The organism is Streptomyces sp. MspMP-M5, from assembly GCF_000373585.1.
GTDB lineage: Bacteria > Actinomycetota > Actinomycetes > Streptomycetales > Streptomycetaceae > Streptomyces.
Genome location: NZ_KB891853.1, coordinates 624825 through 649541, shown reverse-complemented (window position 1 = coordinate 649541; position 24717 = coordinate 624825). Strand labels below are relative to the sequence as shown.

Here is a 24717-nt window from a genome sequence, read left to right as displayed (position 1 = left end):
GTTCGCCGCTGACGGACGCGGCCTCGGCGGTGCCTGCGCTCGCCCCGTCATTTCCACTTGAACGTCGCGTCCCGTGTATCGAGGTGCATCCCCAGCGGCACGCGCCAGGCGTCCACGCATATGCGCCAGTGGCCCGTAGCCGGTTTGCCGGGGGTGAGGGGGAGCGGGAGGGGGTGGGTGGACTCGAGGGTCGCCCAGTCGATGCCGAGGGCGCCTATGACGTGGGTGCCGAAGGTGACGGTGCCGGTGGTGACCGGGTGGTTGCCGGTGTTGAGGAAAGCGATGGTGATCCGCTGGCACCAGCGGACGTCGGTGCCGGCGAGGACGGGCTTGCCGACGACGAGGCCGGTGGGGGCGTGCGGACCGGCGGGGATGGTGGGGGAGGGCGGCTCGGGCGTGGCGCCTCCGCCGGGTCGCGGGCCGGGCGAACCACCGGGCGCGGACGGGGCGTTGGGATCCGGCACTCCGCCGTCCTGGCCCGCGGAGGACCCCGCTGAGGACCCCGTGGAGGACCCTGCGGACGAGCCGGATGAGTCGGACGCGCCGGATGAGCCGGGTTGGGTGGACGAGGCCGGTGGGGTGGCGGTGCCGGTGCCGGAGGCGGCGCTGCCGGTTGTGCCCCCGGAAGGGCCCGTGCCGGGCGCACCGGAGGGGCCGGAGCCGTCGGAGGTGCCGGGAGGGCCGTTTCCGGTGCCGTCGCCGTCCAAGGGGCTCAGTTCGACGGTGCCCGGCGGGGTCGCGGATCTGGTCGGGGCGGTGCCGTCGGAAGGGCCCGCCGGGCCCACCGCTGCGTAGCCCGATCGGGGTGCGTTGCCGCAGCCGGTGAGGAGAACGCCCAGGCAGAGTACGGCCGCCGAGGCGGAGACCGCAGTCGTCGTCCGTCGCATCGTGGAGCACCTCCAGCGGTAGCCGGGGGCCAGTGTTGCTGACGGAACGTCAAGTGTGAAGGGTGGTGCGGGGGGGTGTGGGCCGGCCGGTGGCCGGGCGAGGGGGTCACGGCAGTGCGGGGCCGTCTCTCTTTGCTGTCCGCCGAGCGACCCGGAACGGCTGTCCCTCGGCGGACCGTTCCTCAGTCCGAGATCAGCCCTTCCCGGAGTTGTGCCAGTGTGCGGGTGAGCAGTCGGGAGACGTGCATCTGGGAGATGCCGACCTCCTCGCCGATCTGGGACTGCGTCATGTTGGCGAAGAACCGGAGCATGATGATCTGGCGCTCGCGGGGCGGGAGTTTGGCCAGAAGCGGCTTGAGGGACTCGCGGTACTCGACGCCCTCCAGGGCGCTGTCCTCGTAGCCGAGGCGGTCCGCGAGGGAGCCCTCGCCGCCGTCGTCCTCCGGGGAGGGGGAGTCGAGCGAGGAGGCGGTGTAGGCGTTGCCCACCGCCAGGCCGTCGACGACGTCCTCCTCCGACACCCCGAGGCACAGGGCGAGTTCGGGCACCGTCGGGGAGCGGTCGAGCTTCTGGGAGAGCTCGTCGCTGGCCTTGGTGAGGGCCAGCCGGAGCTCCTGGAGGCGGCGCGGGACGCGCACGGACCAGGACGTGTCGCGGAAGAAGCGCTTGATCTCGCCGACCACCGTCGGCATCGCGAACGTCGGGAATTCCACCCCGCGTTCGCAGTCGAAACGGTCGATGGCCTTGATCAGGCCGATGGTGCCGACCTGGACGATGTCCTCCATCGGCTCGTTGCGGCTGCGGAAGCGCGCGGCGGCGTACCGCACGAGCGGGAGGTTGAGTTCGATGAGTGTGTCGCGCACGTACGCGCGCTCCGTGGAGTCCTTGTCGAGCGTGGCGAGCCGCAGGAACAGGGACCGGGAGAGCGAGCGGGTGTTGATGGCGTCGACGTCGTCATGCACGTGTGGTGCCGGCGCGGGAATCGCGGGAAGCACCTTCGAGCTGCCCAGTTCTACGGACATGCCACCCCCTTGAGGTCGCGGACGGGTCGCTGCGGCGTCCCCGGCCCAGGGCGGACCGAGGAGGTATACCTCCACCTGAATACCGGAGGCAGCACCACGGCAAACGCGGTTCCTGCAGAATGTCACATGTCGGCAACGCGCTGTAGCGCCTTGTCGACATATCTGTGCAGGAACGAGTCGCCCGTGCCGGTTAGGCGTCGATCCTGTTTGCGGATCGCAGCCGGGCGAAGCTCCGCGACAGTAGCCGCGAGACGTGCATCTGCGAAACCCCGAGCTCCGCACTGATCTGGGACTGCGTCAGATTGCTGTAGTAACGGAGCAGAAGGATGCGTTGCTCGCGTTCCGGGAGCTGGACGAGCAGGTGCCGGACGAGGTCCCGGTGCTCGACGCCGGCCAGCTCGGGGTCCTCGTAGCCGAGGCGGTCCAGCAGGCCGGGCAGGCCGTCGCCCTCCTGTGCGGCCTCCAGGGAAGTGGCGTGGTAGGAGCGGCCGGCCTCCAGACAGGCCAGCACCTCGTCCTCGCCGATCTTCAGCCGCTCGGCGATCTCCGCGGTGGTGGGGGAGCGGCCGTGCAGCACCGTGAGGTCCTCGGTGGCGCCGTTGACCTGCACCCACAGTTCGTGGAGGCGGCGCGGGACGTGGACGGTGCGGACGTTGTCCCGGAAGTAGCGCTTGATCTCGCCGACGACGGTGGGCATGGCGAAGGTCGGGAACTGGACGCCGCGCTCCGGGTCGAACCGGTCGATGGCGTTGATCAGGCCGATGGTGCCGACCTGGATCACGTCCTCCATCGGCTCGTTGCGGCTGCGGAAGCGGGCGGCCGCGTAGCGGACCAGCGGGAGGTTGGCCTCGATCAGTGCGGCACGGACGCGGGAGTGCTCGGGGGTTCCGGGTTCCAGGCCCGCCAGCTCGGCGAAGAGCACCTGCGTCAGCGCCCGGGTGTCCGCGCTACGGCTCTCGCGGCCAGGGGCCTTGGGCGCAGTACGGGCCGTCACGGTCACGCCACCCTTCACAGTGCATTTGTCGCAGCATGTTTCGCGTATCGCATGTATCCGGCAAAAGCGGTCATAGCATCACAAGACATGTGCACTGTGTGCAAGCACCTCATAACGCCGTGTTGAAGAGAGAGTTGGCGGCGTACGGGGCTTGTCCGGGAGGGGGCGCGGCGGGGGCGCGGGCGCATGGCGAAGCCCCCGCCTGCGCGGCGGGGGGCTGGAGTGGCTGCGGGGGCGCGGCCGGCGCCGTCCGTCAGACCTCGTAGTCGGCGATCACCCAGGTGGCGAATTCGCGCCACTGGGCGGCAGCCGCCTGGTGGGCCGGGTGCTCGAGGTACCGCTGGAGGGCGTCGGTGTCGGCGACGGCGGAGTTGATCGCGAAGTCGTAGGCGATCGGGCGGTCGGTGATGTTCCAGGCGCATTCCCAGAACGCCAGTTCCGGGATCTCCTTCTCCAGTGCGGCGAAGGCGCGGACGCCGGCCTGCACCCTCTCCTCGTCGCGCGAGACGCCGTCGTTGAGCTTGAACAGGACCAGGTGGCGGATCACTGCGGCCTCCGTGCGGCGGGACGATGCGCAGCCGGTCCGGTGGGCCGACTGGGACCTAGGGCGCTTCTGACGGATCCCCGTGGAGGAAGGAGCGCCCTAGCTGATCAGCTGGGTCATGAACTCGCCGACGCTCTGCGCGGCGGTCGAGATGCCCTCGAAGCCTATCTGGACGAGCCCGGCGGCCCGCTTGGGGGTGGCGATGATCGTCCAGAGCACGAAGACGACGATCGCGTACAACGCGACTTTCTTCGCTGTCGCCATCAGTTCCGTCTCCCCCTGCGGCAGGTTTCCAGCGTCCGTGTGGCATCCCCGGGCGCGCGGGCCCGGCGGCCGCCCCGGCTCCCGGTGCGGTCGGGCGAGTGTAACCACAGGTGTTCGAGCGGGGAGGTGTCGCGGCCCGTCAGGCCCTGCCCTTCACACGGGGTTTATGGACCAAAGGCCCGCCAAGGAGGGCCCTTCGCCTGGCCGTTGGGGCGGTCCGCGGGCGGCAGGATGGAGGCACGAGGCCCGGCGGATCTGGCAGGAATCCGCGGGGCCCCGGAACAGGGCCTCACTGCGGGTCCGCGCCGCGTGCTCCCCCTGGCCGCGCGCCGTGGGCGTCGAGGCCCGGTTCTCATCGGGGGAGGCGGTCCGTCCCCCGGGCCCGCCTCCCTCGTCCAATTCCCCCGTTTTGCGCCGCCGTGCCCCGTGCGCCGGGCGCGCGCCACCGCTCCGTGCCGACTTCCGGCAACCTCGGGCCTCTTCTTCTCGTCCCTCTCCTCGTAAGGCATCCCCGTCCGCCGACGGATTGCGCATGTACGCGACAATCAGCCGGCACGGAGCGTGGGTCCACGCCGCGGCGGCGACCGCCGCGACGGAACGGCCCGCGCGGGACGACGAGAGGAAAACAGGGCTCCAACGATGAAAATCGACTGGAACCGGCGCACCTGCGCGCGGCGCGGGCACATCACCTACCTTCCGGACGAGGAGCACCTCCGGGCGAAACTGCACGCCGGGACGGCCCTCGGCACGGCCTGGCGCTGTCTGCGCTGCGGCGACTTCGTGCTCGGCGAGCCGCACGGCTCCGGCCCGGCGGCCGAGGCCCCGCTGGTCCCGCGCGGCAAGGTCCTGCGGGACCTGTTCCTCCTGCGGTTCCTGGCCGTGGAGCGGGCGGTGCGCGGCGTCTTCATCGTGCTGGCGGCGATCGCCGTGTGGCAGTTCAGCAACAGCCAGGACGCGGTCCGCCAGTTCTTCGACAAGAACCTGGACGTGGTCCGCCCGGTGGCCGCCCACTTCCACTACGACCTGGACCACTCTCCGGTCGTCGACACCATCCGCAAGACCTTCGGCTACCAGCACTCCACCCTGATGCTGGTGGCCGGGGCGCTGCTGCTGTACGCACTGGTGGAGATCGTCGAGGGCGTCGGCCTGTGGCGGGCCAAGCGCTGGGCGGAGTACCTGACGGTGGTGGCGACCGCCGCGTTCCTGCCGCTGGAGATCTACGAGCTCACCGAGAAGGTCAGCTGGCTCAAGATCGCCACCCTGGTCGTGAACATCCTCGCGGTCCTCTATATCGCGGTCGCCAAGCGGCTGTTCGGGCTGCGGGGCGGCCGGGCGGCCTTCGAGGAGGAGCGGCAGAGCGCCTCCCTGCTGGAGGTCGAGACGTCCGCCGGGGTACCCGCAGCCGCCCATAATGGCTGAACGCACCGTACAAGGGGGAAAGCGACCCATGCGCTCCACACTCATGAACTCCGCGCACCGGCAGTCCGGTTCGCCGCAGGCGTCCGGCCGCCGGGCCGTCGCGCGCCGCCGTCCGGCGGTCGTGCTGGCGCTGCTGTTCGGCCTGTTGGCCGCCGCGGCCGGTCCGGCGGCCGCCGCCGGCCTGGCCGACGCCGCCGCGGGCCGCCCCGCCGCCGTGGCCGCCGCGCAGTCCGCGCCGGGCGCCCGGACGGCCGCCGCGGACACCGCCGCCGTGCGCACCGAGGCGGCCCCCGCGGCCGCCATGAAGCTGCGGCACAGCAGCAGCCACCACCACCTCACGCACCAGACGTCCTTCACGTCCCACGACAAGCCGAAGAAAAAGAAGATGGGCTTCTTCAAGAAGCTCGGCATCTTCCTGATCGTGATCATCGTGGTGATCATCGCCATCGTGATCCTGCTGATCTGGCTGATCGTGCACTTCATCCGGAAGGCTTTCCGCCGCCGGGGCTGACGGATCGCGCCAATTCCGTCCGTGCCGTCCGTGCTCTGCGGGGCGGCCGGGGCCTGCAAAGGCTCCGGCCGCCCCGTTTTCGTTTTCCGTTCGGAATCCCCCGGCGATTCCGCGGTGACCGGAAAGGGCTGGTCGGTGACCCGGGGCCGGTTCGCGCGCTTGCGTCGGCCGGGGCCGCCGTGAGCCGTTCCGTCTGTTTCGGGAAGCCGCAGATCAGCAGTGAAAACCGGACGTCGGGGATTCCGTCGCACTGCCGTGCTAACAAGGCATCGAGTCATTTCGTAGGCTTTTTCTTGACGGGGATTGCGGTAATCCGTCGCAATGGATTCCGAGTGCTCGCCCGAAGCGTTGGCGGGCGTGTGCCTCACGGGTAACCGAGAAATCCACGGAAAGGGGAATCCGCATGACCGAGGAAGACGAGCTGTTCGAGGAGATGGCCATTCCGGAGTCGGAGACGGCTTTCGCCGGCCACAGCTGCCTCTGTTTCGTCACCGAATACGACGAGTCGGAGTCGGCGGAGTAACGACACGGCGTGCCTCCCGGCCGGGTCTGACGAGCCGGCCGGGAGGCACTTCCGCGCCCCACCCACGGCCCACGGCTCCGAGAAGGCGGACAGCATTGGAAACCTCCCGGCCCACCTCCCCGCTCACCCTCCGCCGCGACGTCCGGCTCGTCGCCCGCGGCGCGCACCTCTACGTCTGCGCCGGCACCGGCACCCTGCGGGTCCCCGTCCAGCTGCCCACCGACGACGCGGAACACGGGACGGTGGCCCTCGACGCGGTGCCCGAGCGGGTGGCCAAGGGGCTGCGCGCCCGCGGCCTGGCCCACCCCGGGGACGGGCGACTGCCGCACCCGCTCTACGGGGACGGCGCCGACCGGTCCCACCGTCCGGTCGCGGTCGCCGGGACCGGCCCGCTCGCCACCGAGGTCGTCAACCTCCTCACCCGGGCGGGGCTGCGGACCACACCGGCCGACGGGTCCGGCCAACCCGCCGCCGCTGTCCTCCCGTTGGGCCTGCCCGAGGACGAACTGCGGCGCTGGACTGCCCTGGTCCTCGACCGCGGCACGCCCCTGGTGACGTATCTGAGCACCCCGAACCGGCTGCTGCTCGCCACCCTCACCCCACCGCGCACCCCCTGCCCCGTCTGCCTGGTGCGCCGAATCCGGGCCAACCACACCTGGCAGCCGGTGGCCGGCCTGCCGCTGGACCTGTTGCTGGGCGCGGCGGAGAGCGAGGCATGGCCGACCACGGCCGTCGCGGCCGGAGCGGTGGCCCACGCGGTGCTCACCGCGCTCGCCGCCCCCGAGGCGCCCACCGGGCTCCCCGAACTGACCGAACTCGACCACGCCACCTGGGAACGCACCTCGCACACCCTGTTCCACACCCCCGGCTGCCCCGCGTGCGGCACCGCCGCCGTACCGCCCAAACGGGACGAGACAGCCGCCGTCGACCCCCGGGAGAGCTGGCGGCTGATGCGCGGCGCGGTCGACCCGCTGACCGGGCTGGTGCCCGAACTGCGGGTGGACGAGCCGGCCGGCGGCACCACCTACGCGCGGACCGCCGGAACGATCACCACCACGTGGTTCTCCCCGGTGGCCGCCGAGGCCCGCGGCGGGGCGGTGAAGAGCGATCCCGTCAACGCCCGGGTCTGCGCGGTGGGCGAGACCATGGAGCGGTACGCGGCCGGGGTGTACGACCCCGACCGGCTCGTCCGCGCCACCCTCGCGGACCTCGGCGACGCGGCCGTCGACCCGCGCGACCTGCCGCTGGGCTCCGCCGACGAGTACGCCGCACAGCGCCGTTACGCGCCCTTCGACCCCGACGTGGCGATCGACTGGGTGGCGGGGACGTCCCTGACCACCGGCCACCCGCGGTACGTCCCGGCCTGCGCCGTCTACCTGCCCTACCGCTTCCCGCGCGCCCACAAGCCGTGGTTCGACCCGATCTCCACCGGGCTGGCGGCCGGCGGCTCGTACCACCACGCCGTCCTCGGCGGCCTGATGGAGAGCGTCGAACGCGACGCCACCCTGGTCTTCTGGGAGAACCGGCTCACCCTGCCCAGCCTCGACCTCTCGGGCCTCCCCGACGGGCCCGCCCGCCGCATCGTCGACCGGCTCACCGCCGAGGGCGCCACCGTCACCTGCAAGGACCTCACCACCGACCTGGGCATCCCGGCCGTCGCGGTACGCATCGCCGAGGGCACCGCCCGGCGGCCCGTCGTCGTCCACGCCGCCCGCGCCGACCTCGACCCGCACACCGCGCTGCTGGGCGCCCTGGAGGAGGCGTGTCTGTGCCGGACCGGCGCCGGCATCTGGCTCCAAGAGGGCGAAGTGCCGCCCGCGGACGCCGCGTTGAGCAGCCTGAGCGAATTCTGCCTCTACTACTGCGCGCCCGAGCGGCAGCACCACCTTGCCTTCTGGAACGACGGACCGCGGCACCCGCTGCCCGCGGCCCGGCCGGCCGGCGGCCTCCGGGACGACGTCGGCGAGGCGGTCCGCCGGCTCGCCGCCCGCGGCCACGAGGCGATCGCCGTCGACCTCACCCCCATCGACGTCGCCGAATGCGGGGTCAGCGTGGTCCGCACGGTGGTCCCCGGCCTGTGCCCGCTCACCCTCCGCAGCGACTTCCACCGGCGCGGCGGCCCCCGGGTCTTCCAGGCCCCGGTCGCGATGGGCGTCCGCGCGACGGCTCTGACGGAGGACCAACTCAACCCGTGGCCGCTGCCGTTCCTGTGACGCCCGCCGGCATCCCCCGACCGCCGCCGACCACCCCTCGACCGCCGACGACCACCCGGAGGGCGGGAACCAGCCCATGGACGAGACCACGGTCCGCAACGCCCCGAATGCTCCGCAGGGTCCACACACCCCGCACGCCCCGCATGCCGCCCCCGAGGACGACCTGTGCCGCTACCGCCGCAACCCCGACCTGCTGCTGGAGTGGGCCGACGGCGGCGGCCCGGTGCTCGTGGACTGCGGCAGCCGGCGGAAGTTCGCCGCCAAGCCCGCCCTCGTCGACCTCCTCAACCAGCTCGACCACCCGCAGACCGCGGCCCAACTCCGCGACCGCTGGCGGGACTCGGCCCCCGGCGGCGACATCCGCCGGCTGCTGACCCGGCTCACCGCGGCCGGCATCCTCCGCCGCAGCGGCCCGGAGACCCCGGAGGAGAGCGCGGCCGACTCCGGCCCCGCCGACTCCGACGCTCCCGGCTGGACCCCGTACGAGCGCGCCGTCCACGCCCGATCGGGCCTCGGCCCGGTGGCCACGGCCGGCCGGGGCACCCCGCCGCCGGCCCGCCTGCACCACCCCGAAGCCGACGCGGTGATCGCCCTGCCCGACGGCGCGGACGCCCCCAGCCGCCCGCTGGCCGACGTCCTGGCCGCGCGCCGCAGCGTCCGCGGCTACGCGCCCGACCCCGTTCCGCTGCCCCTGCTCGCCGCCCTGCTGGCCCGCGCCGCACGGGTCCGCGGCCACCTGGCGCCGCGGGCGTACCAGCAGACCCAGCGCCCGGCGCCCTCCGGCGGCGCCCGCCACAGCCTGGAGATCTACCTCCTGGCCCGGACCGTCGACGGCCTGGCCGCCGGCGCCTACCACTACGACCCGTTCACCCACGCCCTGCACCGGCTCGCTCCCTGGACCGACGAACTGGCCGCCTTCCAGCAGCGCACCGTCACCGACCCCGCGCTGCTGGAGGCCGCGCCCCCGGCCAGCCTCTGCCTCGCCTCCGTGGCGGCCCGCACCACCTGGAAATACGAGGGCATGGCCCTGAGCCTCATCTACCGCGACACCGGCTGCCTGATGCAGACCCTCTCCCTGACCGCCACGGACCTGGGCCTGGCCTCCTGCCTCACCGGCCGCATGGAGGCCCCGTTCACCGCCCCCTTCCTCCCGCCGCCCCGCCACGCCCCGCTCACCCACGTCGGCAACATGGCCCTCGGCCTCCCCACAAGCCCGTTGACCGCCCCCGAGGTCACCCCCCTCGCCCCTTGACGCCTGACTCACCGTCAGCCGACGCCTCGGTACGGCAACACGCAGCACACGGGGCAGCCCGCAGCAACACGCACAACACCCCCCTGATCTGCGTTTCCGTAGATCAGGGGGGTGTCTCTGGCGGTAGCGGAGGGATTTGAACCCTCGGTGACTTGCGCCACACTCGCTTTCGAGGCGAGCTCCTTCGGCCGCTCGGACACGCTACCGAGAGAGAGCTTAGCCCAAAGGGCCCCGTGCGCCGAAATCGGATTGCCGTGCGGAGGCCCGCGCGGGGTCAGAGGTCGCGGAAGAACGCGGTGAGCAGCGCCGCGCAGTCGGCCTCCAGGACGCCGGTGACGACCTCGGGGCGATGGTTCAGCCGGCGGTCGCGGACCACGTCCCACAGGGAGCCGACGGCCCCGGCCTTGGCGTCGCGGGCGCCGTAGACGACCCGGTCGACGCGGGACAGGACGATCGCGCCGGCGCACATCGTGCAGGGTTCGAGGGTGACGACGAGGGTGCAGCCGGTGAGCCGCCATGCGCCCACGGCCGCCGCCGCCGCGCGCAGGGCCAGGACCTCGGCGTGCGCGGTGGGGTCGCCGGTGGCCTCGCGTTCGTTGCGGCCGGAGCCCAGGACCGTGCCGTCGGCGGACAGCACGACGGCACCCACCGGGACGTCACCGGTCCCGGGGGCGTGGGCGGCCTCCGCCAGCGCCTGGCGCATCGGCGCGATCCAGGGGTCGCGCAGCGGGTCGGGCGCGGCGGGGGGCAGAGGGGCGGAAGGGGGGACGGTCATGCCCCCAGTGTCGGGGACACGGCCGGGGCCGGGCCCAGGGGCGGGACACGGGCCCGGCGGGGAGGGCTCAGCGCACGGCTTCCAGGAGGTCCGTGCAGCCCAGGGCGTCGGCGATCGCGCCGAGGGCGTCGCCGTCGAGGGTGAGGAGTTCCTTCTCGGTGACGCCGAGGTCGCTCAGCAGACCCCGGTCGCCGAGCGGACCGCTCACCGTGGTGACCTCGGCCTCGTCGTCCACGTCGTGCTCCGCTTCGGGTTCGCCGTCCTCGGTGCCGTCCAGGTCGAGGCTGTCGAGGTCGTCGGCAGCGCTGTCGTCGCGGCCGAGGAGCTCGTCGGTCAGCATCGCGCCGTACGAGCTCCTGGCGGCCACCGCGGCGTTGGAGACGAAGACCCGCGGGTCCTCCTCGCCGTCGACGCGGATGATGCCGAACCAGGCGTCCTCCTGCTCGATGAGGACCACCACCGTGTCGTCTTCGACCGCTGCCTCTCGGGCCAGGTCGGCCAGATCGGTCAGCGCTTCCACATCGTCGAGCTCTGTATCGCTCGCTTCCCACCCGTCTTCGGTGCGCGCGAGCAGTGCGGCGAAGTACACCGTGACTCTCCCACTGGTCAGAGGCGTGCCGGGCCGGGCGGGGCGGCGCTGCACGCCGCTGCTTCCCGCCCCTTCGGAATCGTGGCAGAAACATCGCGTCCGCGCGCCGTCTTCGACGCTGCGTCGTGCGGACGTTGTGAGAGATGTCGCTCACGTGCCGGAGCGTGGGCGGCGCACGGCGGGCGCTGGGGCCGCGCGGCTCGGTTAGTGTCGATGTCATGCGGATCCACGTCGTCGACCACCCGCTGGTGGCGCACAAACTCACCACTCTGCGCGACAAGCGCACCGACTCCCCCACCTTCCGGCGGCTCGCCGACGAGCTGGTCACCCTGCTCGCCTACGAGGCCACCCGTGATGTGCGTACCGAGCAGGTCGACATCGAGACGCCGGTGACGGCGACCACCGGCGTGCGGCTGTCGCACCCCAGGCCCATGGTCGTGCCGATCCTGCGGGCCGGACTGGGCATGCTGGACGGCATGGTCCGGCTGCTGCCCACCGCCGAGGTCGGCTTCATGGGCATGGTCCGCAACGAGGAGACCTACGAGGCGCACACCTACGCCACCCGGATGCCCGACGACCTGTCGGGGCGCCAGGTCTACGTCGTCGACCCGATGCTGGCCACCGGCGGCACGCTGGTCGCGGCGATCCGGGAACTGATCAAGCGCGGCGCGGACGACGTCACCGCGATCTGCCTGCTGGCCGCGCCCGAGGGCGTCGAGGTCATGGAGCGCGAGCTGGCCGGCACGCCGGTGACGGTGGTCACCGCCGCCGTCGACGAGCGGCTGAACGAGGACCGCTACATCGTCCCGGGCCTGGGCGACGCCGGCGACCGGATGTACGGCACGGCCGGCTGAGGAAGGCATGACACAAGGGCCCCGCATCGGGTGACGGTGCGGGGCCCTTGTGGTGATCGGCCGGGGTGATCAGCAGGTGGTGGCGGCCGGGGACCGGCCCGGGGCCGGGCGGTTCAGCCGGGCGAGGGCCTTGGCGGCCTCCTGCGGGGTGGCGAGCGCCTGGAAGCCTTCGCCGATGACCAGGTCGAGGTCGGGCGTCTGCCGGCCGTCGGTCTTCTGCTGGGCGCCGGCGAGCTGGGTGGCCAGGACCCGCAGCGGGCCGGCGGTGGCAGAGCCGGGGCCCAGGAGTATGCCGGTGCCCTTGACCTTCTTGTCGTAGGCGGCCGGGGCGTTGCCCACCTTTCCGATCTTGAAGCCGCGCTTCTGGAGCTCGTCGGCGGTGCGCCTGGCGAGTCCGGCGCGGTCGGTGGCGTTGTAGACGTTCACGGTGAGGGACGCCGGGGCGGGCGGTTTCGCGGCCGGCGGGGCGGCCTGGGCATGGCCGGCCGTGCCGCCGGGCGGGCAATGTCTCTTGTCCTGCGCGGCCTGGGCCGTACTGCCCTTGCCGCCGAAGACGTCGATGAGCTGCAGGGTTCCCCAGCCGATCAGCCCGAGGACGCAGGCGCCGGCCACGATGCCGAGGACGATGCGGCGGCGATGACGGGGGCGGCGCATCCGCGGGTACCTGTCGCCTGTGATGCGGTACTTACCGCCCATGCCTGGAGGCGTCAGCATGCTCATGGCCGCAGCGTAGTGCGGGGCGTCTGCCGTGCCTACTAGATGATCAGTGCGTTGTGTGAGGGAAACCCGAGTGGGCCAATTCGAGTGGCGTCATTGGCCGGGATGGTGCCGGGATGTCGGGTCTGCGGCGGACGGCCGTCAGTTGTCGAGTTCGAGGACGCGGGCGTGCAGCACCTGGCGCTGCTGGAGCGCCGCGCGGACCGCGCGGTGCAGGCCGTCCTCCAGATAGAGGTCGCCCTCCCACTTCACGACGTGCGCGAAGAGGTCGCCGTAGAACGTGGAGTCCTCGGCGAGCAGCGTCTCCAGGTCGAGCTGCTGCTTGGTGGTCACCAACTGGTCGAGGCGTACCGGGCGCGGGGCGACGTCCGCCCACTGGCGGGTGCTCTCCCGGCCGTGGTCGGGGTACGGCCGCCCATTTCCGATGCGCTTGAAGATCACACGGAAAGCCTACCGGGCTGGAGGCACCGGGCGCAGCCGCGAGGCGGCGGAGCAAAGGAGATCAATAGCGGCAAACTCGGATCATTGGTGGGTGATGCGCTGGCCGATACGGCACGAACGGGCTATCGCTCGTTCGTCCGGCCGCGACGAGTGCGCGGGGCCGCGGCGGCGGCCGGGTCACCACCTCCCGGCCGCGGCCGGGCTCGGCTGCCAGTAGGTGACCGCGGCGGCCTCCGGGGCCACCCGGACCGGGGCGCGGCCGTCGACGCCGACCTGCGCGGGGGTGGCGCGGGCGGCCAGTGCGACGCCGAACTGGGACATCTTTTCGGCCGTGCTGTGCGGGGCGCTGCGCCCGCCGGGGCCGCCGGGCGCAGCGGCGGTGATCACCGCGGCGTAGGCGGTGCCGTCGGGCGGCAGGGCGACCGGGGCGGGCGGCCGGCTGTACGGGAGCGGCGGCAGCGGGCCCGGGTGGCGGTCGCCGAAGTGCAGCAGGGGGTAGGGCTGGTCGGCGAAGGTGCAGCGGCGGTCGGAGATGTTGGTGACGGTGAGCAGCATGCGGCGGGGGTGGTGCGGCTCGGCGCCGGCGTGGAACCGCAGCATGTCGGGCGTACAGGAGTCGCCGGTGCCGGGGGCGGGCGAGAGGGCCGGGACGGGGGCGGTCCGGCCGCCGGCCTCGGCGCGGTAGCCGGTGCCGTCGTGGCAGGCCGTGAGGGCGAGGGCGGCCGCTGCGGTCAGCGCGGCGGCGACGGCGCGGGCGCGGCGGGTGGCGGGGGCGCACCGGGGCGGGGACGGGGACACGGGTGCGGGCCGGAAAGGCATGGGCACGATTCTCGGGCAAGGGGGGACGGGGCGGGCAAGGGGCGGGTCGGTCAGCGGCCCGGCGTCGCGCTTCCGGTGGGCGGCGGCGAGGAGGCGCCGGGCGGGGCGGGGGTGGGGGTGGCGCTGCGTGCCGGGTTGCCGGTGGGGCGGCCGGAGGGCCGGTGGCTCGGGACGGGCGGGACGGTCGGGGTGGCGTCGGGCGTCGGGCGGGCGCCGGGGCGGGGCGGGGAGGTGCGGACGGCGCCGTGGCCGGGCTCCGTGGACGGGACCGGGGAGGACGGGGACGGCGACGGGGTGGCGGTGCCCGGGGGCGGGGTGGCCGGGGCCGGCGTCGGCGGGGAGGCCGGCAGCGGCGGGGGCGCGGGGCGTTCGGGGGCGGTGGCGAGGTGGGCGGCGAGGGCGAGGGCGGCGGCGCCCGCCGCGGCGGCCAGCGGCAGGGCGAGGCGGCGCGGCCGGAGCCGGTCGAGGAAGGCGGGGCGGGGGAGGCGGGTGCGGCGCAGGTGCGGGCCCGGGGGCGCCGCCGGGCGGAGGTCGTGGATGCCGACGGCGTCGGCGCGGGCCGCGAGGGCCCGGCGCAGGCGGTCCTCGACGGGCCGTTCCGCGGCGGCCTCCCCGGGGGCGGTGTCGCGGGTGGTCAAGACCGTTCCTCCAGGATCTTCTCCAGGGCGTCCAGGGCGCGGCTGGCCAGGGACTTCACCGCGCCGCGGCTGATGCCCAGGGTCGCCGCGATCTCCGCCTCGGTCAGTTCGCCCCAGTAGCGCAGGACCAGCACCTCGCGGCGGCGCGCGGTGAGCCCGCCGAGCGCGGCGAGGACCTCACGGTGCTCCTCGTCGAGGACCACCCGCTCCTCTGCGGACGGCGCGGCGGTCTCGTGCGGCGGGGTGTAGTCGCGGGCGGTGCGGCGGCGGCGCAGCACCGAGCGGGCGGCGTTGACCACCGCGGTCCGCAGATAGGCCAGGGCGTTGTCGACCTCGCCGAGCCGTTCGCCGTGGCGCTTGTAGAGGGCGGCGAAGGCGTCCTGGACGACGTCCTCGGCGGTGGCGCGGTCGTCGACGAGGAGGACGGCCAGCCGGACCATGTTCAGCCGGTGCGCGTGGTACAGCTCGGTGATGGTCGGGCGGTGCGGTTCCGACGGCGGCGCGTCGGCTCGTTCGTACGTCAACTGGCCTGCGGTGGGCGACAGTTGACGGACCGGCGCGGCCGGGTGGGGTGGGGACCCGCGGCGGACGGCGCGCAGCAGGCGGCGCCAGGCGGCAGGCCGGGGCCCCGGCAGGGCGAACCGTGCCGGGGCCGGGTGCGGTGCGTAGTGGGCCATCGTTCCCTCGGGCTCGCCCGGGCGGGGTCAGGCGCGCTTCCGGCGGACCGCGTAGAGCGCGCCGCCGCCCGCGGCGATCAGGGCGGCCGCGCCGCCGCCCAGCGCGAGGGTGGCGCCGGAGGAAGAACCGGTCTTGGCGAGCTGCTTGCGGTCGCCGCCGTCCTGGGCCGGGGCGGGGTGGCTGGGGGCGGGCGCGGGAGTGGCGCTGTGGCCCGGCGGCAGCGTCGGGACCGGCGACGGGGTGGCGCTGTGGCCCGGGGGGTCGGTGGGCGCCGGCGAGGGCGAGGCGCTGTGGCCGGGCGGCTGGGTGGGGGCCGGGGTCGGGGTGGCGCGGTGGCTCGGGGGGTTGGTGGGGGTGTGCGACGGGTGGGCGGCGGCCGGGCCCGAGGCGGGCGCGGCCTGGGCGGTGCCGGCTGTCGCGACGGTGGTGAGCGCTGTCGCGGCGAGCAGTCCGGCACCGGCCGAACGGCTCAGGCGGTGGCGGACGGTACGGGAGGTGCGCGCGGTACGGGACGGGTTCACGGTCGGCTGCTCCAGTTCGTCAACGGGGGGCGCCGGAGGGCGCCCTCACCCGAGACGACGTGCGGCGCCGGGCGGGGTTGCCGCCCGGCGCGAAAAACTTTCCGCAGCCGGGGCGCGTCACGGCCGGGTCAGTCCTCCGGGACGAGCAGGCCGCGCTGGTACGCCTTCACCAGGTGCTGCGGGACGCGGTGGACGGAGCCGTCGAGGGTGAGGGGCACCAGCTTGGGGGTGCTGGCCTTCCACTGGGCGCGGCGGTGCCGGGTGTTGCTGCGGGAGAGCTTGCGCTTCGGTACGGCCATGGTGGCGGGCCTCCGTGGGTCGGGGAGTCGGGTGGGTACCGGTCGCGGTACCGACAGCGGGTACCGATCGCGACGGAGGCTATATGGAAATGGGCATCGTTTCCAATTATGCTGTGCGGGCGGTGCCAGGGGTCACGGCACGCGGAGCGCCCGGGGCGGCCAGTGGGGGCGGCCCCGGGCGCTCACCTCGCACGGGTGCGACGGATCGGTGCGTCGGCTCGGATCGGTGCGTCGGCTCAGATCGTCGAGGTGTCGATCACGAAGCGGTAGCGGACGTCGCTCGCCAGCACCCGCTCGTACGCCTCGTTGATCCGGTCCGCGCCGATCACCTCGATCTCCGAGGTCAGACCGTGCTCGGCGCAGAAGTCGAGCATCTCCTGGGTCTCCGCGAGGCCGCCGATCAGCGAGCCGGCGACCGACCGCCGGCCGCCGATCAGGGCGAACGGCGCCAGCGGCAGCGGGTTCTCCGGGACGCCGAGCTGGACCAGGGTGCCGTCGGTGCGCAGCAGGCCGAGGTAGGCGTTGAGGTCCAGGTTGGCCGAGACGGTGTTGACGATCAGGTCGAAGGTGCCGGCCAGCGCCTCGAAGGTGGCCGGGTCGCTGGTCGCGTAGTAGTGGTCGGCGCCCAGCCGCAGCCCGTCGTCCTTCTTGCGGAGCGACTGGCTCAGGACGGTGACCTCCGCGCCCATGGCGTGCGCGATCTTCACGCCCATGTGCCCCAGGCCGCCCAGGCCGACCACCGCGACCTTCTTGCCCGGGCCCGCCTTCCAGTGGGCGAGCGGGGAGTAGAGGGTGATGCCGGCGCACAGCAGCGGGGCCGCGGCGTCCAGCGGGAGCGCGTCGGGGATGCGCAGCGCGTAGTTCTCGTCGACGACCAGGTGGGTGGCGTAGCCGCCGTAGGTGACCTCGCCGTTCCGGTCGGTGTCGTTGTAGGTGTTGACGGTGCCGAGCTCGCCGGTGCAGTACTGCTCCAGGCCGGCCAGGCAGTTCTCGCAGGTACGGCAGGAGTCGACGAAGCAGCCGACGCCCACCCGGTCGCCCACCTGGTAGCGGGTGACCTCGGGGCCGGTCGCGGCCACCACGCCGGCTATCTCGTGGCCGGGGACGATCGGGAAGTTCCCGCCGTCGCCCCATTCGGCGCGCACGGTGTGGATGTCGGAGTGGCAGATACCGGCGAACTTGATGTCGATCAGGATGTCGTGGGCACCCAGCTCGCGGCGCGGGATCGTGGTCCGCTCCAGCGGTGCCTTCGGTGCGGGTGCGGCGTACGCGGCGACAGAGGTGTGGGTCATGCCATCGAGCGTGCGTCGTTCCGCGGGCCCCAACCAGTGCACTCTTGAACGTATGAATGCCGTGCCTACCACTGACGGAACCACCTTGCGGGGCGGGCGGCCCGGGCGGCCCGGGAAGCCGCCGGCGCCCGCGGTCGTCGACCGGCGCACCGAGCTGAGCGAGTTCCTGCGCTCCCGGCGGGCCCGGCTGCGGCCCGGGGACGTCGGGCTGCCGGAGGGCAGCGGACTGCGCCGGGTGCCGGGCCTGCGCCGCGAGGAGCTGGCGCAGCTGACCGGGGTCAGTGTGGCGTACTACATCCGGCTGGAGCAGGGCCATGTCAGCAATGTCTCGGACGCGGTGCTGGAGGCGCTGGGCGCCGCGCTGCGGCTGACGCCCGCCGAGCGCGACCACCTCCGGCACCTGGTCCGCCCGCGCGCCCGGCGCATCCGGGCCGCCCGCCCGCTCCCGGCTCGCCCGTCCGGACCCGAGGAGGCCCCGGCCAGCCCGCAGCGGGTGGGTCCCGCGTGCCGGCAGCTGCTGGACGCGATGGAGCTGGTGCCCGCCTTCGTACTGGGCCGGCGGCTGGACGTCATCGGCTGGAACGGGCTCGGCCGCGCCCTCTTCGGCGACTTCGCCGCCCTGCCCGCCGAGCACCGCAACATGGCCTGGCAGGTCTTCCTGGACCCCGCCACCCGCGCGCTGTACGTGAACTGGGAGGGCAAGGCCGAGATGACGGTCTCGCTGCTCCGGCGCGAGCTCGGGCGGTACCCGGACGATCCCGCGCTGATCGGGCTGATCACCGAACTGACCGGGCGGAGCGAGGAGTTCCGGCGGTTCTGGGCCCGGCACGACATCAGGGACAAGAGCTTCGGCGTGAAGCAGCTGAACCACCCGGTGGCGGGCCCGCTGACGCTCTCCTACGAGTCCCTGCTGGTCGCCGCCGACCCGGAACAGGTCCTGGTGACCCATCACGCCGAGGCCGGCACACCGTCGGAGGCGGCGCTGCGGAGGCTCGCGGCGGGCGTGGGGGAGGAGGGCCAGTAGGGCCCGTTCGAGGGGCGCGGCGGCTGTACGCCCCTCGAACGGGCGGGGGATGGGGAATTGGGGGGGGCCTCAGGACCTCGGGACCTCAGGCCCTCAGGCGAAGCGCACGGAGCGGAGCTTGAGGCGCTCCGAGCCGTGGCCGCCCTCCGGCCGCAGGGTGAAGTGGTCGCCCGTGCAGTCGGGTCCGGTGAAGACCGTGGCGGCGGACGAAGTGCCGTTGTGCGGCGAGTGCGCGGGCGGCAGGTACTCCTGGATGGCCCCCGGGAGGGGGTGGCACCTCCTGCTCTCCGGGTCGACGAGGAGCCCCGTCCGCACCCTGCCGTACGGGTCCTTGTAGACGTAGGTGAAGACGCCGGTGGCGGCGTGGGCCGAGGCGGCGGGCAGGGCCAGTGCGAGGACCGGGGCCAGGGCGAGGGCCAGGGCGAGGACCGGGGAGCCGGTGCCGGCGGCCGGTGCGCGGCGGAGGCGGCGCATGCGGAACGTCCTTTCGGGCCACGGGAGTTGGCGTCATGCGGGCTGCGGGCTGTTCGCTTCCCACGCGGGCGTCCGGTGATGCGCGCCGTCACTCGAAGGGGGGCCGCCGAATCGATCCGTCGGCGGGGGCGGGTTTCGGTGGGGTGGGTAGCGCGGCAGGGTGGGTACGGCGGCGCCCCGGCCCCGCGGGGAGGCGGGAGCCGGGGCGTTGGGGCGCGGGGCCGTGGGGCGGCCTGCCGGTCGCCCGCCCGTCGGTCGTCTGCCTGTCGGTCAGTCGGTCACCGTGATCGGTCGGTCAGTCGGTCACCGTGATCGCCGCGGCCGGGCAGACGGCCGCCGCCTCGCGGACCGCGTCGTGGAGCGCGGCGGGCGGCTCGGCGTCGAGGACGACCACGATGCCGTCCTCCTCCCGCTGGTCGAAGACGTCCGGCGCGGCGAGGACGCAGCTGCCGGCGCCGCAGCACTTCTCCTGGTCGGCATGGATGCGCATGGTGCTCCCAAGTGGTGGGTGGTGGCTGGCAGTTGAGGGTAAGGGGTGGCCTGAGAGTGGTTGCCGGGTAGGTAGGGGTTTCGTGGCGGCGGGCGGGGGTGACGCGCCTACCAGGCGATCGGCAGCGAGTGCACCCCGTAGATCGCCATGTCGCTGCGGAACGGGATCTCCTCGTAGGGAACGGCCAGCCGCAGGCCCGGCAGCCGGTGGATCAGGGTTTCCAGTGCGATCTGGAGCTCCACCCTGGCCAGCGGCTGACCCAGGCACTGGTGGACGCCGAAGCCGAAGGCGACATGGCGCCGGGCGTCCCGGGACACGTCGAGGGTGTCGCCGCCGGGAAAGACCTCGGCGTCCCGGTTGGCCGAGTTGATCATGCACAGGACGCCCTCGCCGGCGCGGATGGTGCGGCCGCCGATGACGACGTCCTCGGTGGCGATCCGCGGAACGCCGTTGTGGACGATCGTCAGATACCGCAGCAGCTCCTCGACGGCACCCTTGACGAGCGCGGGCTCGGCGCGCAGACGGGCGAGCTGGTCGGGATTGCGCAACAGGGCGAGGGTGGACAGCGCGGTCATGTTGGCGGTCGTCTCATGGCCGGCGACCAGCAGCAGTCGGCCCATGGTCGCGATGTCCGCGTCGGAGAGTTCGCCGCGGGCGACCAGGCGGCTGACGATGGCGTCGTCCGGCCGCTCCCGTTTGGCCCGGGCGAGCCGGGCCAGGTACTCGACCAGCTCGTCCTGGGCCGCCCGGACCTCCGCGGGCGTCGAGCGCAGCGAGAGCAGGATGCGGCTCCGCTCCTGGAAGAACTCGTGGTCCTCGTAGGGGACGCCGAGCAGCAGGCAGATCACCAGGGACGGCAGCGGCAGCGCGAAGTCGGTGACGAGATCGGCGGTGGTGCGCCCGTCGGTCATCCGGTCGAGCAGCTCGTCGGCGAGGCGCTGCACCTCGGGGCGCATCGCCTCGACCTTCTTGACCATGAAGTCGGCGGTGAGCATCCGGCGCAGCCGGGCGTGCTCCGGATCGTCCATGCGGATGAACGTCCGGCTGTTGCCGACGATTTCACGGGCACCGGCGGTGAGGAACGGGAAACCGGGGCGGTGGGCGTCGGCGCTGAAGCGCGGGTCGCCGAGCACCTCCCGGACCTCCTGATGGCCCGTCACCAGCCAGCAGGGGGAGCCGTCCCAGAGCGTGGCCCGGGTGATCGGTTCGGTGCGGGTCGCGTCGGTGATGCCGGGGGCGGGGTCGAAGGGGCAGCCCGGGGCGCGGCTGGCCGGGACGGTGAGGGCGTCGGGGGGAGCGGTGCGTTCTGCGGTCGTCATGCGGCCGGTCCTTCCGCGTGGGTTTAGTTACCTAACTTAGGTAACTAAGTTGTCGTCACGCTAACTCAGGCCGGGCGGGGGAGGGAAGGCCGTATCGCGGCAGGAACGATGTTGGCTCAAACTGGCTGGCACGTCGGCCGGTTCGGGGTGCGACGGGCGGCCTGGTGGCCCGGCAGCCGGGGCTCCGGTGCGGTTCCGGTCGTGCCGACATACCCGTCCGCATACCGATCCGCATAGCGATCCTCGTAGCGATCGGCACAGCGGTCCGCATCCGATCCGCGTGGTCCGGGGTCGGCCGGATCCTGGTACGGAGCGCTACGGATCGGGGGACCAACGCCCGCTACAGTTCCCCCATGCCGGACCCCGCGACCCACCAGGACTCCACCGCCGCACTGCAAAAAGTGCTGGCCACGCTGTCCTATCTGCTCACCCGCTCGCAGGCGCACGAGCGGCAGGCGAGCCAGGCGGGGGTCACGGCCGGCCGCTCCGACCTCTATCTGCTGATGGCGCTGGAGGACAGCGGAGGGGTCAGCCGGGTCGGCGATCTCGCGGTGCAGATGATGGTCGAGCCGCCGCATGTCACCCGGCAGATCCGGCAGTTGGAGGCGCAGGACCTCGTCGAGCGCACCCCGGACGAACTGGACCGGCGGGCCCGCCGGATCGCGATCACGCCGCGCGGCCGGGCCGTCCTGGAGAGCTTCCGGCAGGCCCGGCTGGCCGGATTGCGCCAGGCGCTCAGCGATTTCGACCCCGCGGAACTGGACACCACCAAGGCCGTTCTGGAGCGCCTCGTCGACTACGTCCGCGACAAGCACGGCGGGGAGGAGGGGCCCGGGGGGCGGGGGCAGGACGCGCGGGAGGCGTAGGGCGTTTCGGGCTGGGCCGGGCCGGGGCCGGATGGCCGGCGGTCGGGGGCGTCGGCCGGACGCCACCGACCCCCGACCGCCGGCCGGTGGCGCTACTCGATCTCGACGCGGCCGCTGTGGCCGGTGCCGGTCCCGGTGCCGTTCCCGTTAGCGGCGCCGGAGTTCCCGGTGCTGTCGGACGGGGACGGGGTGCCGAGGTTGCGGCGGACCGAGTCCAGGATGGTCAGGCCCTGGCCGACCAGGCCGGCGGCGATCTCGCCGAGGCCGTCGGTGCCGTTGAGGACGTTGACGTTGGCGTTGGCGAGGCCCGCGGACGCCTCCTTGACGATCTGTGGGAGCTGGTCGATCAGCATCCGGTCCAGCGCCACCCGGTCGTACGAGGCGGCGGCCTCGGCCTGGATCTTCATCCGCTCGGCCTCGGCCATGGCCAGCAGCTTGATGCGCTCGGCCTCCGCCTCGGCGGGCTTGACGACCTCGGCGACCAGTTCCTGCTGGCGCAGCCGGGCGCGGCGCTCGGCCAGCTCGGTCTGGGCCGCCAGGACCTCCTGCTGGGCGTGGGCCTGGGCGAGCGGGCCGGCCTGCGCGGCCTGGGCCTGCGCGCGGTCCACCTCGGCGGAGTACTCGGCCTGGACCACCGCGGTCTGGCGGGAGTACTCGGCCTGATTGCGCGCCGCCTCCTGCTGCGCCTCGACGGATGCCTGGGTGGCCTGGGCCTGGGCGATCTGTGCCTGGCGCTGGATGGCCGCCTTGTGCGGGGCGGACATCGCCTCGATGTAGCCGGTGTCGCCGTCGTCGATCGACTGGATCTGCAACGAGTCGACGATCAGGCCGATCTTGGCCATTTCGGTCTTGGACGTCTCCAGGACCTCGGTGGCCAGTTTCTGCCGTTCGGTGACGATCTCCTCGACCGTCATCGAGCCGATGATGGAACGCAGATGACCGGCGAAGATCCGGCCGGTCAGGATCGACATCTGCTCCTGGTCGGACAGGAAGCGCTGGCCGGCGTTGACGATGCTCTCGGTGTCGTTGCCGACCTTGAACGCGATCACGGCGCGCACCGTGAGCGCGATGCCCTGCCTGGTCACGCACTTCTCGGCGACCTCGGACTCGCACAGCGCCAGCGTCAGGAAGCGGACCTTGCGGAAGACCGGCAGCACGAACTTGCCGTGGCCGGTCACCACCCGGAATGGCGCACCGCCCTGCCCCCGCCTGCCACCGGAGATCAGCATGGCTTGATCAGGGGCAGGAACGCGGTAACCGAACATCACTCGTCTCCTCAACCAGCGTCGCCGGGATCACCGGCCGACGCGTCCAACGGATCGACCCACTCCATGACGTTGACCTGGCGATGGCCACGGGACTCGATCACGAGCACGGCCGCCCCTACGGGCAGGGGCTCGGCGGACCAGGCGAGAAACGTTTCGGAGCCGCCCCGGACCCGCACCAGAACCTCACCGGGTCCGGCAGCTCCGCGCGTGCCGATCAGCAGCACTCCGGTACAGCCGATCACGGCTTCGTCCCGGGCCATCGATGGCTGCCCTCCCCCGTTTCGTTCTCTGTGATCTGACCATAGCGCCCCCGTGCGCGGCGGCCTATGGCGGGAGGTCGGCGAGTTGGTGCGCCGTTTAGGTGGAGCGCTCAGGCGGAGTGTCGGGGTGGTGGGGGAGGGGCGCGGCGGGGGCTTCGCGGGGGCGCGGCGTCCCGGTCCGGCCGGTTCTAGCCGCGGCGGGTTGCCGGGGCGGGGAGGAGCGGGAGCAGGAGCGAGACCAGTGCGGCGAGGGCGGCGTTGGCGGTGAGGGCCCACCGCAGCGCGTGGCCGTAGGCGACGGCGTCCTGGTGGGCGGCGGGGCCGAGCGCGCCGTAGAAGAGGACGCCGATGACGGCGACGCCCACCGCGCCGCCGACCTGCTGCCCGGTGGAGAGGACGCCGGAGGCCATCCCGGTCTCCTCGGGGCGGACGCCGGCGAGGACCGCGCTCAGCAGCGGGGTGACCAGCAGGCCGTTCCCGGCGCCGACCAGGGCCAGGGTCGGGACCAGGTACCAGGCGGTCAGTTCGGGGCCGGCCAGGGTGGTCATCGCGACGGTGCCGGCGAAACCGAGGAAGACCAGCAGCGCGCCGGCCTGGAGGACGCGCCGTCCGAAGCGGGCCAGCCGCCCGGCGAGCAGGCTGGCGGCGAAGAAGACCACCGCGAACGGCAGATAGAACAGTCCGGCGCCGAGTGCGTTCTGCCCCAGTCCGTCCTGGAGGGTCAGCGAGAAGATCAGGAAGAAGGAGTTGATGCCCGCGTAGGTGAGGAGCACCAGGGTCATGCCGACCGCGAAGGGCCGCTCCCGGAACAGCCGCAGCCGTACCAGCGGGGCCCCGCCGGACGCGTCCACCCGGCGCTCCACGAAGGCGAAGGCCACGAACGCCAGCACACTGGCGGCCAGGCTGCACCACGCCCACCGGGGCCAGCCGGCGGCCCGCCCCTCGACCAGCGGGACGATCAACAGGCCCAGCGCCAGGGTCAGTACGCCGGCCCCCGGCAGGTCGAGACGGCGCGCCTCCGGGGCGCGGGTCTCGGGCACGTGGCGCGCGGTGAGCACCAGCGCCACCAGGCCCACCGGCACATTGACCCAGAAGATGGGGCGCCAGGAGGAGCCGAAGAGGTCGGCGGAGACCAGGACGCCGCCGAGCAGCTGGCCGACGGCGCCGGCGATGCCGATCACCGCCCCCAGCGCCCCGAACGCCCGGGCCCGCCGCTCGGCCGGCACCAGCACCTGCAGCATCGCGAAGACCTGCGGGAACATCGCGGCCGCCGAGAACCCCTGGGCGAGCCGGGCGGCGATCAGCACACCCGCGCCGGGTGCCAGCGCACAGCCCACCGAGGAGAGCGTGAACAGCGCCATGCCCCACTGGAACAGCCGCTTGCGGCCGAAGCGGTCGCCGAGCCGGGCGCCGGTGATCAGGGCGATGGCGTAGGTGAGTTGGTAGCCGGCCAGGATCAGCTGGACGTCGGCGTCGGAGGCGTGCAGGTCCGCCTGTATGGCGGGCGCCGCGACCATCACGATGAAGGTGTCGAGGACGGCCACGAAGGCACCGGTGAGAATGAGCGCGAGGGCGCCCCGGGAGGCCGTCACCGGGGGCGCGGGAAGAGGGGCCGGGGCGGCGTGCGCAGCCTCGGCAGGACGGGATGTCTGAGCCATGGCGCAACGCTCGCGCAGCCCCGAACGCCCGTACAGAGACCGATTATGCTGGTGTTTTCGCTACCACCGACCGTGTGCGGACGGCCGGCCGACGGCCCGTCGGCGG

General features: G+C 73.3%; 29 protein-coding genes and 1 tRNA gene. 8 read left to right on the top strand and 22 right to left on the bottom strand.

Annotated features, from left to right (window positions below):
* Positions 1–47 precede the first annotated feature (47 nt).
* The 5 genes from B073_RS47520 to B073_RS47045 form a co-directional block, all read right to left on the bottom strand.
* On the bottom strand, positions 48–464 hold the full coding sequence (locus tag B073_RS47520; RefSeq protein WP_234024974.1) for a hypothetical protein: 417 nt from the start codon (positions 462–464) through the stop codon (positions 48–50).
* Positions 465–1069: 605 nt separating this feature from the next.
* On the bottom strand, positions 1070–1909 hold the full coding sequence (locus tag B073_RS0103020; RefSeq protein WP_026246999.1) for an RNA polymerase sigma factor SigF: 840 nt from the start codon (positions 1907–1909) through the stop codon (positions 1070–1072).
* Between the two features lie 190 nt (positions 1910–2099).
* On the bottom strand, positions 2100–2909 hold the full coding sequence (locus B073_RS0103015) for an RNA polymerase sigma factor SigF (RefSeq protein ID WP_026246998.1): 810 nt from the start codon (positions 2907–2909) through the stop codon (positions 2100–2102).
* A 247-nt stretch (positions 2910–3156) separates the two neighbouring features.
* The gene (locus tag B073_RS0103010; RefSeq protein WP_018536609.1) at positions 3157–3450 is read right to left on the bottom strand and encodes a Dabb family protein; all 294 of its coding nucleotides are present in this window, start codon (positions 3448–3450) and stop codon (positions 3157–3159) included.
* 96 nt (positions 3451–3546) lie between these two features.
* Positions 3547–3711, bottom strand: a complete 165-nt coding sequence (locus tag B073_RS47045; RefSeq protein WP_018536608.1) for a hypothetical protein — start codon at positions 3709–3711, stop codon at positions 3547–3549.
* Between the two features lie 639 nt (positions 3712–4350).
* On the opposite strand from B073_RS47045, the gene B073_RS0103000 reads away from it, so the two are divergent.
* The 5 genes from B073_RS0103000 to B073_RS0102980 all read left to right on the top strand — a co-directional run bounded on the left by B073_RS0103000 (position 4351) and on the right by B073_RS0102980 (position 9629).
* The gene (locus B073_RS0103000) at positions 4351–5130 is read left to right on the top strand and encodes a DUF2127 domain-containing protein (protein ID WP_018536607.1); all 780 of its coding nucleotides are present in this window, start codon (positions 4351–4353) and stop codon (positions 5128–5130) included.
* Positions 5131–5158: 28 nt separating this feature from the next.
* Positions 5159–5641, top strand: coding sequence for a hypothetical protein (locus B073_RS0102995; RefSeq protein WP_018536606.1), 483 nt, complete (start codon positions 5159–5161; stop codon positions 5639–5641).
* Positions 5642–6044: 403 nt separating this feature from the next.
* Positions 6045–6164 carry an azolemycin family RiPP peptide gene (locus tag B073_RS45505; protein WP_018536605.1) on the top strand — a complete coding sequence of 40 codons (120 nt, stop codon included), beginning with the start codon at positions 6045–6047 and terminating at the stop codon, positions 6162–6164.
* 95 nt (positions 6165–6259) lie between these two features.
* On the top strand, positions 6260–8377 hold the full coding sequence (locus tag B073_RS0102985; RefSeq protein ID WP_018536604.1) for a YcaO-like family protein: 2118 nt from the start codon (positions 6260–6262) through the stop codon (positions 8375–8377).
* A gap of 76 nt (positions 8378–8453) precedes the next feature.
* Positions 8454–9629, top strand: coding sequence for a SagB/ThcOx family dehydrogenase (locus B073_RS0102980; protein ID WP_018536603.1), 1176 nt, complete (start codon positions 8454–8456; stop codon positions 9627–9629).
* A 118-nt stretch (positions 9630–9747) separates the two neighbouring features.
* Here B073_RS0102980 and B073_RS0102975 read toward each other — a convergent pair.
* From B073_RS0102975 to B073_RS0102965, 3 genes are all read right to left on the bottom strand, one after another.
* Positions 9748–9835, bottom strand: a tRNA-Ser gene (locus tag B073_RS0102975).
* Positions 9836–9903: 68 nt separating this feature from the next.
* A complete protein-coding gene (tadA, locus tag B073_RS0102970; RefSeq protein ID WP_018536602.1) occupies positions 9904–10404 on the bottom strand; it encodes a tRNA adenosine(34) deaminase TadA in 501 nt (166 codons plus the stop codon).
* 67 nt (positions 10405–10471) lie between these two features.
* A complete protein-coding gene (locus B073_RS0102965) occupies positions 10472–10993 on the bottom strand; it encodes a hypothetical protein (RefSeq protein WP_018536601.1) in 522 nt (173 codons plus the stop codon).
* Between the two features lie 218 nt (positions 10994–11211).
* On the opposite strand from B073_RS0102965, the gene upp reads away from it, so the two are divergent.
* Positions 11212–11847, top strand: coding sequence for a uracil phosphoribosyltransferase (upp, locus tag B073_RS0102960; RefSeq protein WP_018536600.1), 636 nt, complete (start codon positions 11212–11214; stop codon positions 11845–11847).
* Positions 11848–11916: 69 nt separating this feature from the next.
* Here upp and B073_RS0102955 read toward each other — a convergent pair whose 3' ends face one another.
* The 8 genes from B073_RS0102955 to B073_RS0102920 all read right to left on the bottom strand — a co-directional run bounded on the left by B073_RS0102955 (position 11917) and on the right by B073_RS0102920 (position 17252).
* Positions 11917–12567: a LytR C-terminal domain-containing protein gene (locus B073_RS0102955; protein ID WP_078507867.1), complete on the bottom strand. Its 651-nt coding sequence runs from the start codon at positions 12565–12567 to the stop codon at positions 11917–11919.
* Between the two features lie 138 nt (positions 12568–12705).
* Positions 12706–13005: a type II toxin-antitoxin system VapB family antitoxin gene (locus B073_RS0102950; RefSeq protein WP_016572550.1), complete on the bottom strand. Its 300-nt coding sequence runs from the start codon at positions 13003–13005 to the stop codon at positions 12706–12708.
* 177 nt (positions 13006–13182) lie between these two features.
* Positions 13183–13824 carry a DUF4232 domain-containing protein gene (locus tag B073_RS48690; protein ID WP_051093890.1) on the bottom strand — a complete coding sequence of 214 codons (642 nt, stop codon included), beginning with the start codon at positions 13822–13824 and terminating at the stop codon, positions 13183–13185.
* A gap of 50 nt (positions 13825–13874) precedes the next feature.
* Positions 13875–14462 (bottom strand): hypothetical protein, encoded by a 588-nt coding sequence (locus B073_RS0102940; protein WP_026246997.1) that lies wholly within the window; start codon positions 14460–14462, stop codon positions 13875–13877.
* Positions 14459–15139 carry an RNA polymerase sigma factor gene (locus B073_RS0102935; RefSeq protein ID WP_018536597.1) on the bottom strand — a complete coding sequence of 227 codons (681 nt, stop codon included), beginning with the start codon at positions 15137–15139 and terminating at the stop codon, positions 14459–14461. The genes B073_RS0102940 and B073_RS0102935 overlap by 4 nt, the downstream gene beginning before the upstream one ends.
* 27 nt (positions 15140–15166) lie before the next feature.
* Entirely contained in the window at positions 15167–15661 is a 495-nt protein-coding gene (locus tag B073_RS38965) for an LAETG motif-containing sortase-dependent surface protein (RefSeq protein WP_018536596.1), read from the bottom strand.
* A 128-nt stretch (positions 15662–15789) separates the two neighbouring features.
* On the bottom strand, positions 15790–15960 hold the full coding sequence (gene rpmF / locus B073_RS0102925) for a 50S ribosomal protein L32 (RefSeq protein ID WP_018536595.1): 171 nt from the start codon (positions 15958–15960) through the stop codon (positions 15790–15792).
* A gap of 236 nt (positions 15961–16196) precedes the next feature.
* Positions 16197–17252 carry an NAD(P)-dependent alcohol dehydrogenase gene (locus B073_RS0102920; RefSeq protein ID WP_018536594.1) on the bottom strand — a complete coding sequence of 352 codons (1056 nt, stop codon included), beginning with the start codon at positions 17250–17252 and terminating at the stop codon, positions 16197–16199.
* A gap of 52 nt (positions 17253–17304) precedes the next feature.
* On the opposite strand from B073_RS0102920, the gene B073_RS0102915 reads away from it, so the two are divergent.
* Positions 17305–18276 (top strand): helix-turn-helix domain-containing protein, encoded by a 972-nt coding sequence (locus tag B073_RS0102915; protein WP_078507865.1) that lies wholly within the window; start codon positions 17305–17307, stop codon positions 18274–18276.
* 93 nt (positions 18277–18369) lie between these two features.
* Here the strand turns inward: B073_RS0102915 and B073_RS0102910 are convergent, their stop codons facing one another.
* The 3 genes from B073_RS0102910 to B073_RS0102900 form a co-directional block, all read right to left on the bottom strand.
* On the bottom strand, positions 18370–18750 hold the full coding sequence (locus B073_RS0102910) for a hypothetical protein (protein WP_018536592.1): 381 nt from the start codon (positions 18748–18750) through the stop codon (positions 18370–18372).
* A 295-nt stretch (positions 18751–19045) separates the two neighbouring features.
* A complete protein-coding gene (locus B073_RS0102905) occupies positions 19046–19240 on the bottom strand; it encodes a ferredoxin (RefSeq protein WP_018536591.1) in 195 nt (64 codons plus the stop codon).
* Positions 19241–19347: 107 nt separating this feature from the next.
* Positions 19348–20559, bottom strand: a complete 1212-nt coding sequence (locus tag B073_RS0102900) for a cytochrome P450 (protein WP_018536590.1) — start codon at positions 20557–20559, stop codon at positions 19348–19350.
* Between the two features lie 353 nt (positions 20560–20912).
* On the opposite strand from B073_RS0102900, the gene B073_RS0102895 reads away from it, so the two are divergent.
* A complete protein-coding gene (locus B073_RS0102895) occupies positions 20913–21425 on the top strand; it encodes a MarR family winged helix-turn-helix transcriptional regulator (RefSeq protein WP_018536589.1) in 513 nt (170 codons plus the stop codon).
* A 92-nt stretch (positions 21426–21517) separates the two neighbouring features.
* On the opposite strand, the gene B073_RS0102890 is transcribed toward B073_RS0102895, so the two are convergent.
* The 3 genes from B073_RS0102890 to B073_RS0102880 all read right to left on the bottom strand — a co-directional run bounded on the left by B073_RS0102890 (position 21518) and on the right by B073_RS0102880 (position 24611).
* Complete coding sequence (locus B073_RS0102890; RefSeq protein WP_026246994.1) at positions 21518–22690, bottom strand: SPFH domain-containing protein; 1173 nt, start codon at positions 22688–22690, stop codon at positions 21518–21520.
* Between the two features lie 11 nt (positions 22691–22701).
* Positions 22702–22953, bottom strand: coding sequence for a hypothetical protein (locus B073_RS0102885; protein WP_018536587.1), 252 nt, complete (start codon positions 22951–22953; stop codon positions 22702–22704).
* Between the two features lie 188 nt (positions 22954–23141).
* On the bottom strand, positions 23142–24611 hold the full coding sequence (locus tag B073_RS0102880; protein ID WP_026246993.1) for an MFS transporter: 1470 nt from the start codon (positions 24609–24611) through the stop codon (positions 23142–23144).
* Positions 24612–24717: the final 106 nt, after the last annotated feature.

What these genes read in the sequence shown, in the direction of transcription:
- B073_RS0102955 (WP_078507867.1), bottom strand. Translation starts at nt 12,567, where the DNA reads ATGAGCATGCTGACGCCTCCAGGCATGGGCGGTAAGTACCGCATCACA.
- B073_RS0102935 (WP_018536597.1), bottom strand. Translation starts at nt 15,139, where the DNA reads ATGGCCCACTACGCACCGCACCCGGCCCCGGCACGGTTCGCCCTGCCG.
- B073_RS45505 (WP_018536605.1), top strand. Translation starts at nt 6,045, where the DNA reads ATGACCGAGGAAGACGAGCTGTTCGAGGAGATGGCCATTCCGGAGTCG.
- B073_RS48690 (WP_051093890.1), bottom strand. Translation starts at nt 13,824, where the DNA reads ATGCCTTTCCGGCCCGCACCCGTGTCCCCGTCCCCGCCCCGGTGCGCC.
- B073_RS0102980 (WP_018536603.1), top strand. Translation starts at nt 8,454, where the DNA reads ATGGACGAGACCACGGTCCGCAACGCCCCGAATGCTCCGCAGGGTCCA.
- B073_RS0102880 (WP_026246993.1), bottom strand. Translation starts at nt 24,611, where the DNA reads ATGGCTCAGACATCCCGTCCTGCCGAGGCTGCGCACGCCGCCCCGGCC.
- tadA (WP_018536602.1), bottom strand. Translation starts at nt 10,404, where the DNA reads ATGACCGTCCCCCCTTCCGCCCCTCTGCCCCCCGCCGCGCCCGACCCG.
- B073_RS0102885 (WP_018536587.1), bottom strand. Translation starts at nt 22,953, where the DNA reads ATGGCCCGGGACGAAGCCGTGATCGGCTGTACCGGAGTGCTGCTGATC.
- rpmF (WP_018536595.1), bottom strand. Translation starts at nt 15,960, where the DNA reads ATGGCCGTACCGAAGCGCAAGCTCTCCCGCAGCAACACCCGGCACCGC.
- B073_RS0103020 (WP_026246999.1), bottom strand. Translation starts at nt 1,909, where the DNA reads ATGTCCGTAGAACTGGGCAGCTCGAAGGTGCTTCCCGCGATTCCCGCG.
- B073_RS0102900 (WP_018536590.1), bottom strand. Translation starts at nt 20,559, where the DNA reads ATGACGACCGCAGAACGCACCGCTCCCCCCGACGCCCTCACCGTCCCG.
- B073_RS0102920 (WP_018536594.1), bottom strand. Translation starts at nt 17,252, where the DNA reads ATGACCCACACCTCTGTCGCCGCGTACGCCGCACCCGCACCGAAGGCA.
- B073_RS0102915 (WP_078507865.1), top strand. Translation starts at nt 17,305, where the DNA reads ATGAATGCCGTGCCTACCACTGACGGAACCACCTTGCGGGGCGGGCGG.
- B073_RS0103000 (WP_018536607.1), top strand. Translation starts at nt 4,351, where the DNA reads ATGAAAATCGACTGGAACCGGCGCACCTGCGCGCGGCGCGGGCACATC.
- B073_RS0102910 (WP_018536592.1), bottom strand. Translation starts at nt 18,750, where the DNA reads ATGCGCCGCCTCCGCCGCGCACCGGCCGCCGGCACCGGCTCCCCGGTC.
- B073_RS0102890 (WP_026246994.1), bottom strand. Translation starts at nt 22,690, where the DNA reads ATGTTCGGTTACCGCGTTCCTGCCCCTGATCAAGCCATGCTGATCTCC.
- B073_RS0102895 (WP_018536589.1), top strand. Translation starts at nt 20,913, where the DNA reads ATGCCGGACCCCGCGACCCACCAGGACTCCACCGCCGCACTGCAAAAA.
- B073_RS0102905 (WP_018536591.1), bottom strand. Translation starts at nt 19,240, where the DNA reads ATGCGCATCCATGCCGACCAGGAGAAGTGCTGCGGCGCCGGCAGCTGC.
- upp (WP_018536600.1), top strand. Translation starts at nt 11,212, where the DNA reads ATGCGGATCCACGTCGTCGACCACCCGCTGGTGGCGCACAAACTCACC.
- B073_RS0102995 (WP_018536606.1), top strand. Translation starts at nt 5,159, where the DNA reads ATGCGCTCCACACTCATGAACTCCGCGCACCGGCAGTCCGGTTCGCCG.
- B073_RS47045 (WP_018536608.1), bottom strand. Translation starts at nt 3,711, where the DNA reads ATGGCGACAGCGAAGAAAGTCGCGTTGTACGCGATCGTCGTCTTCGTG.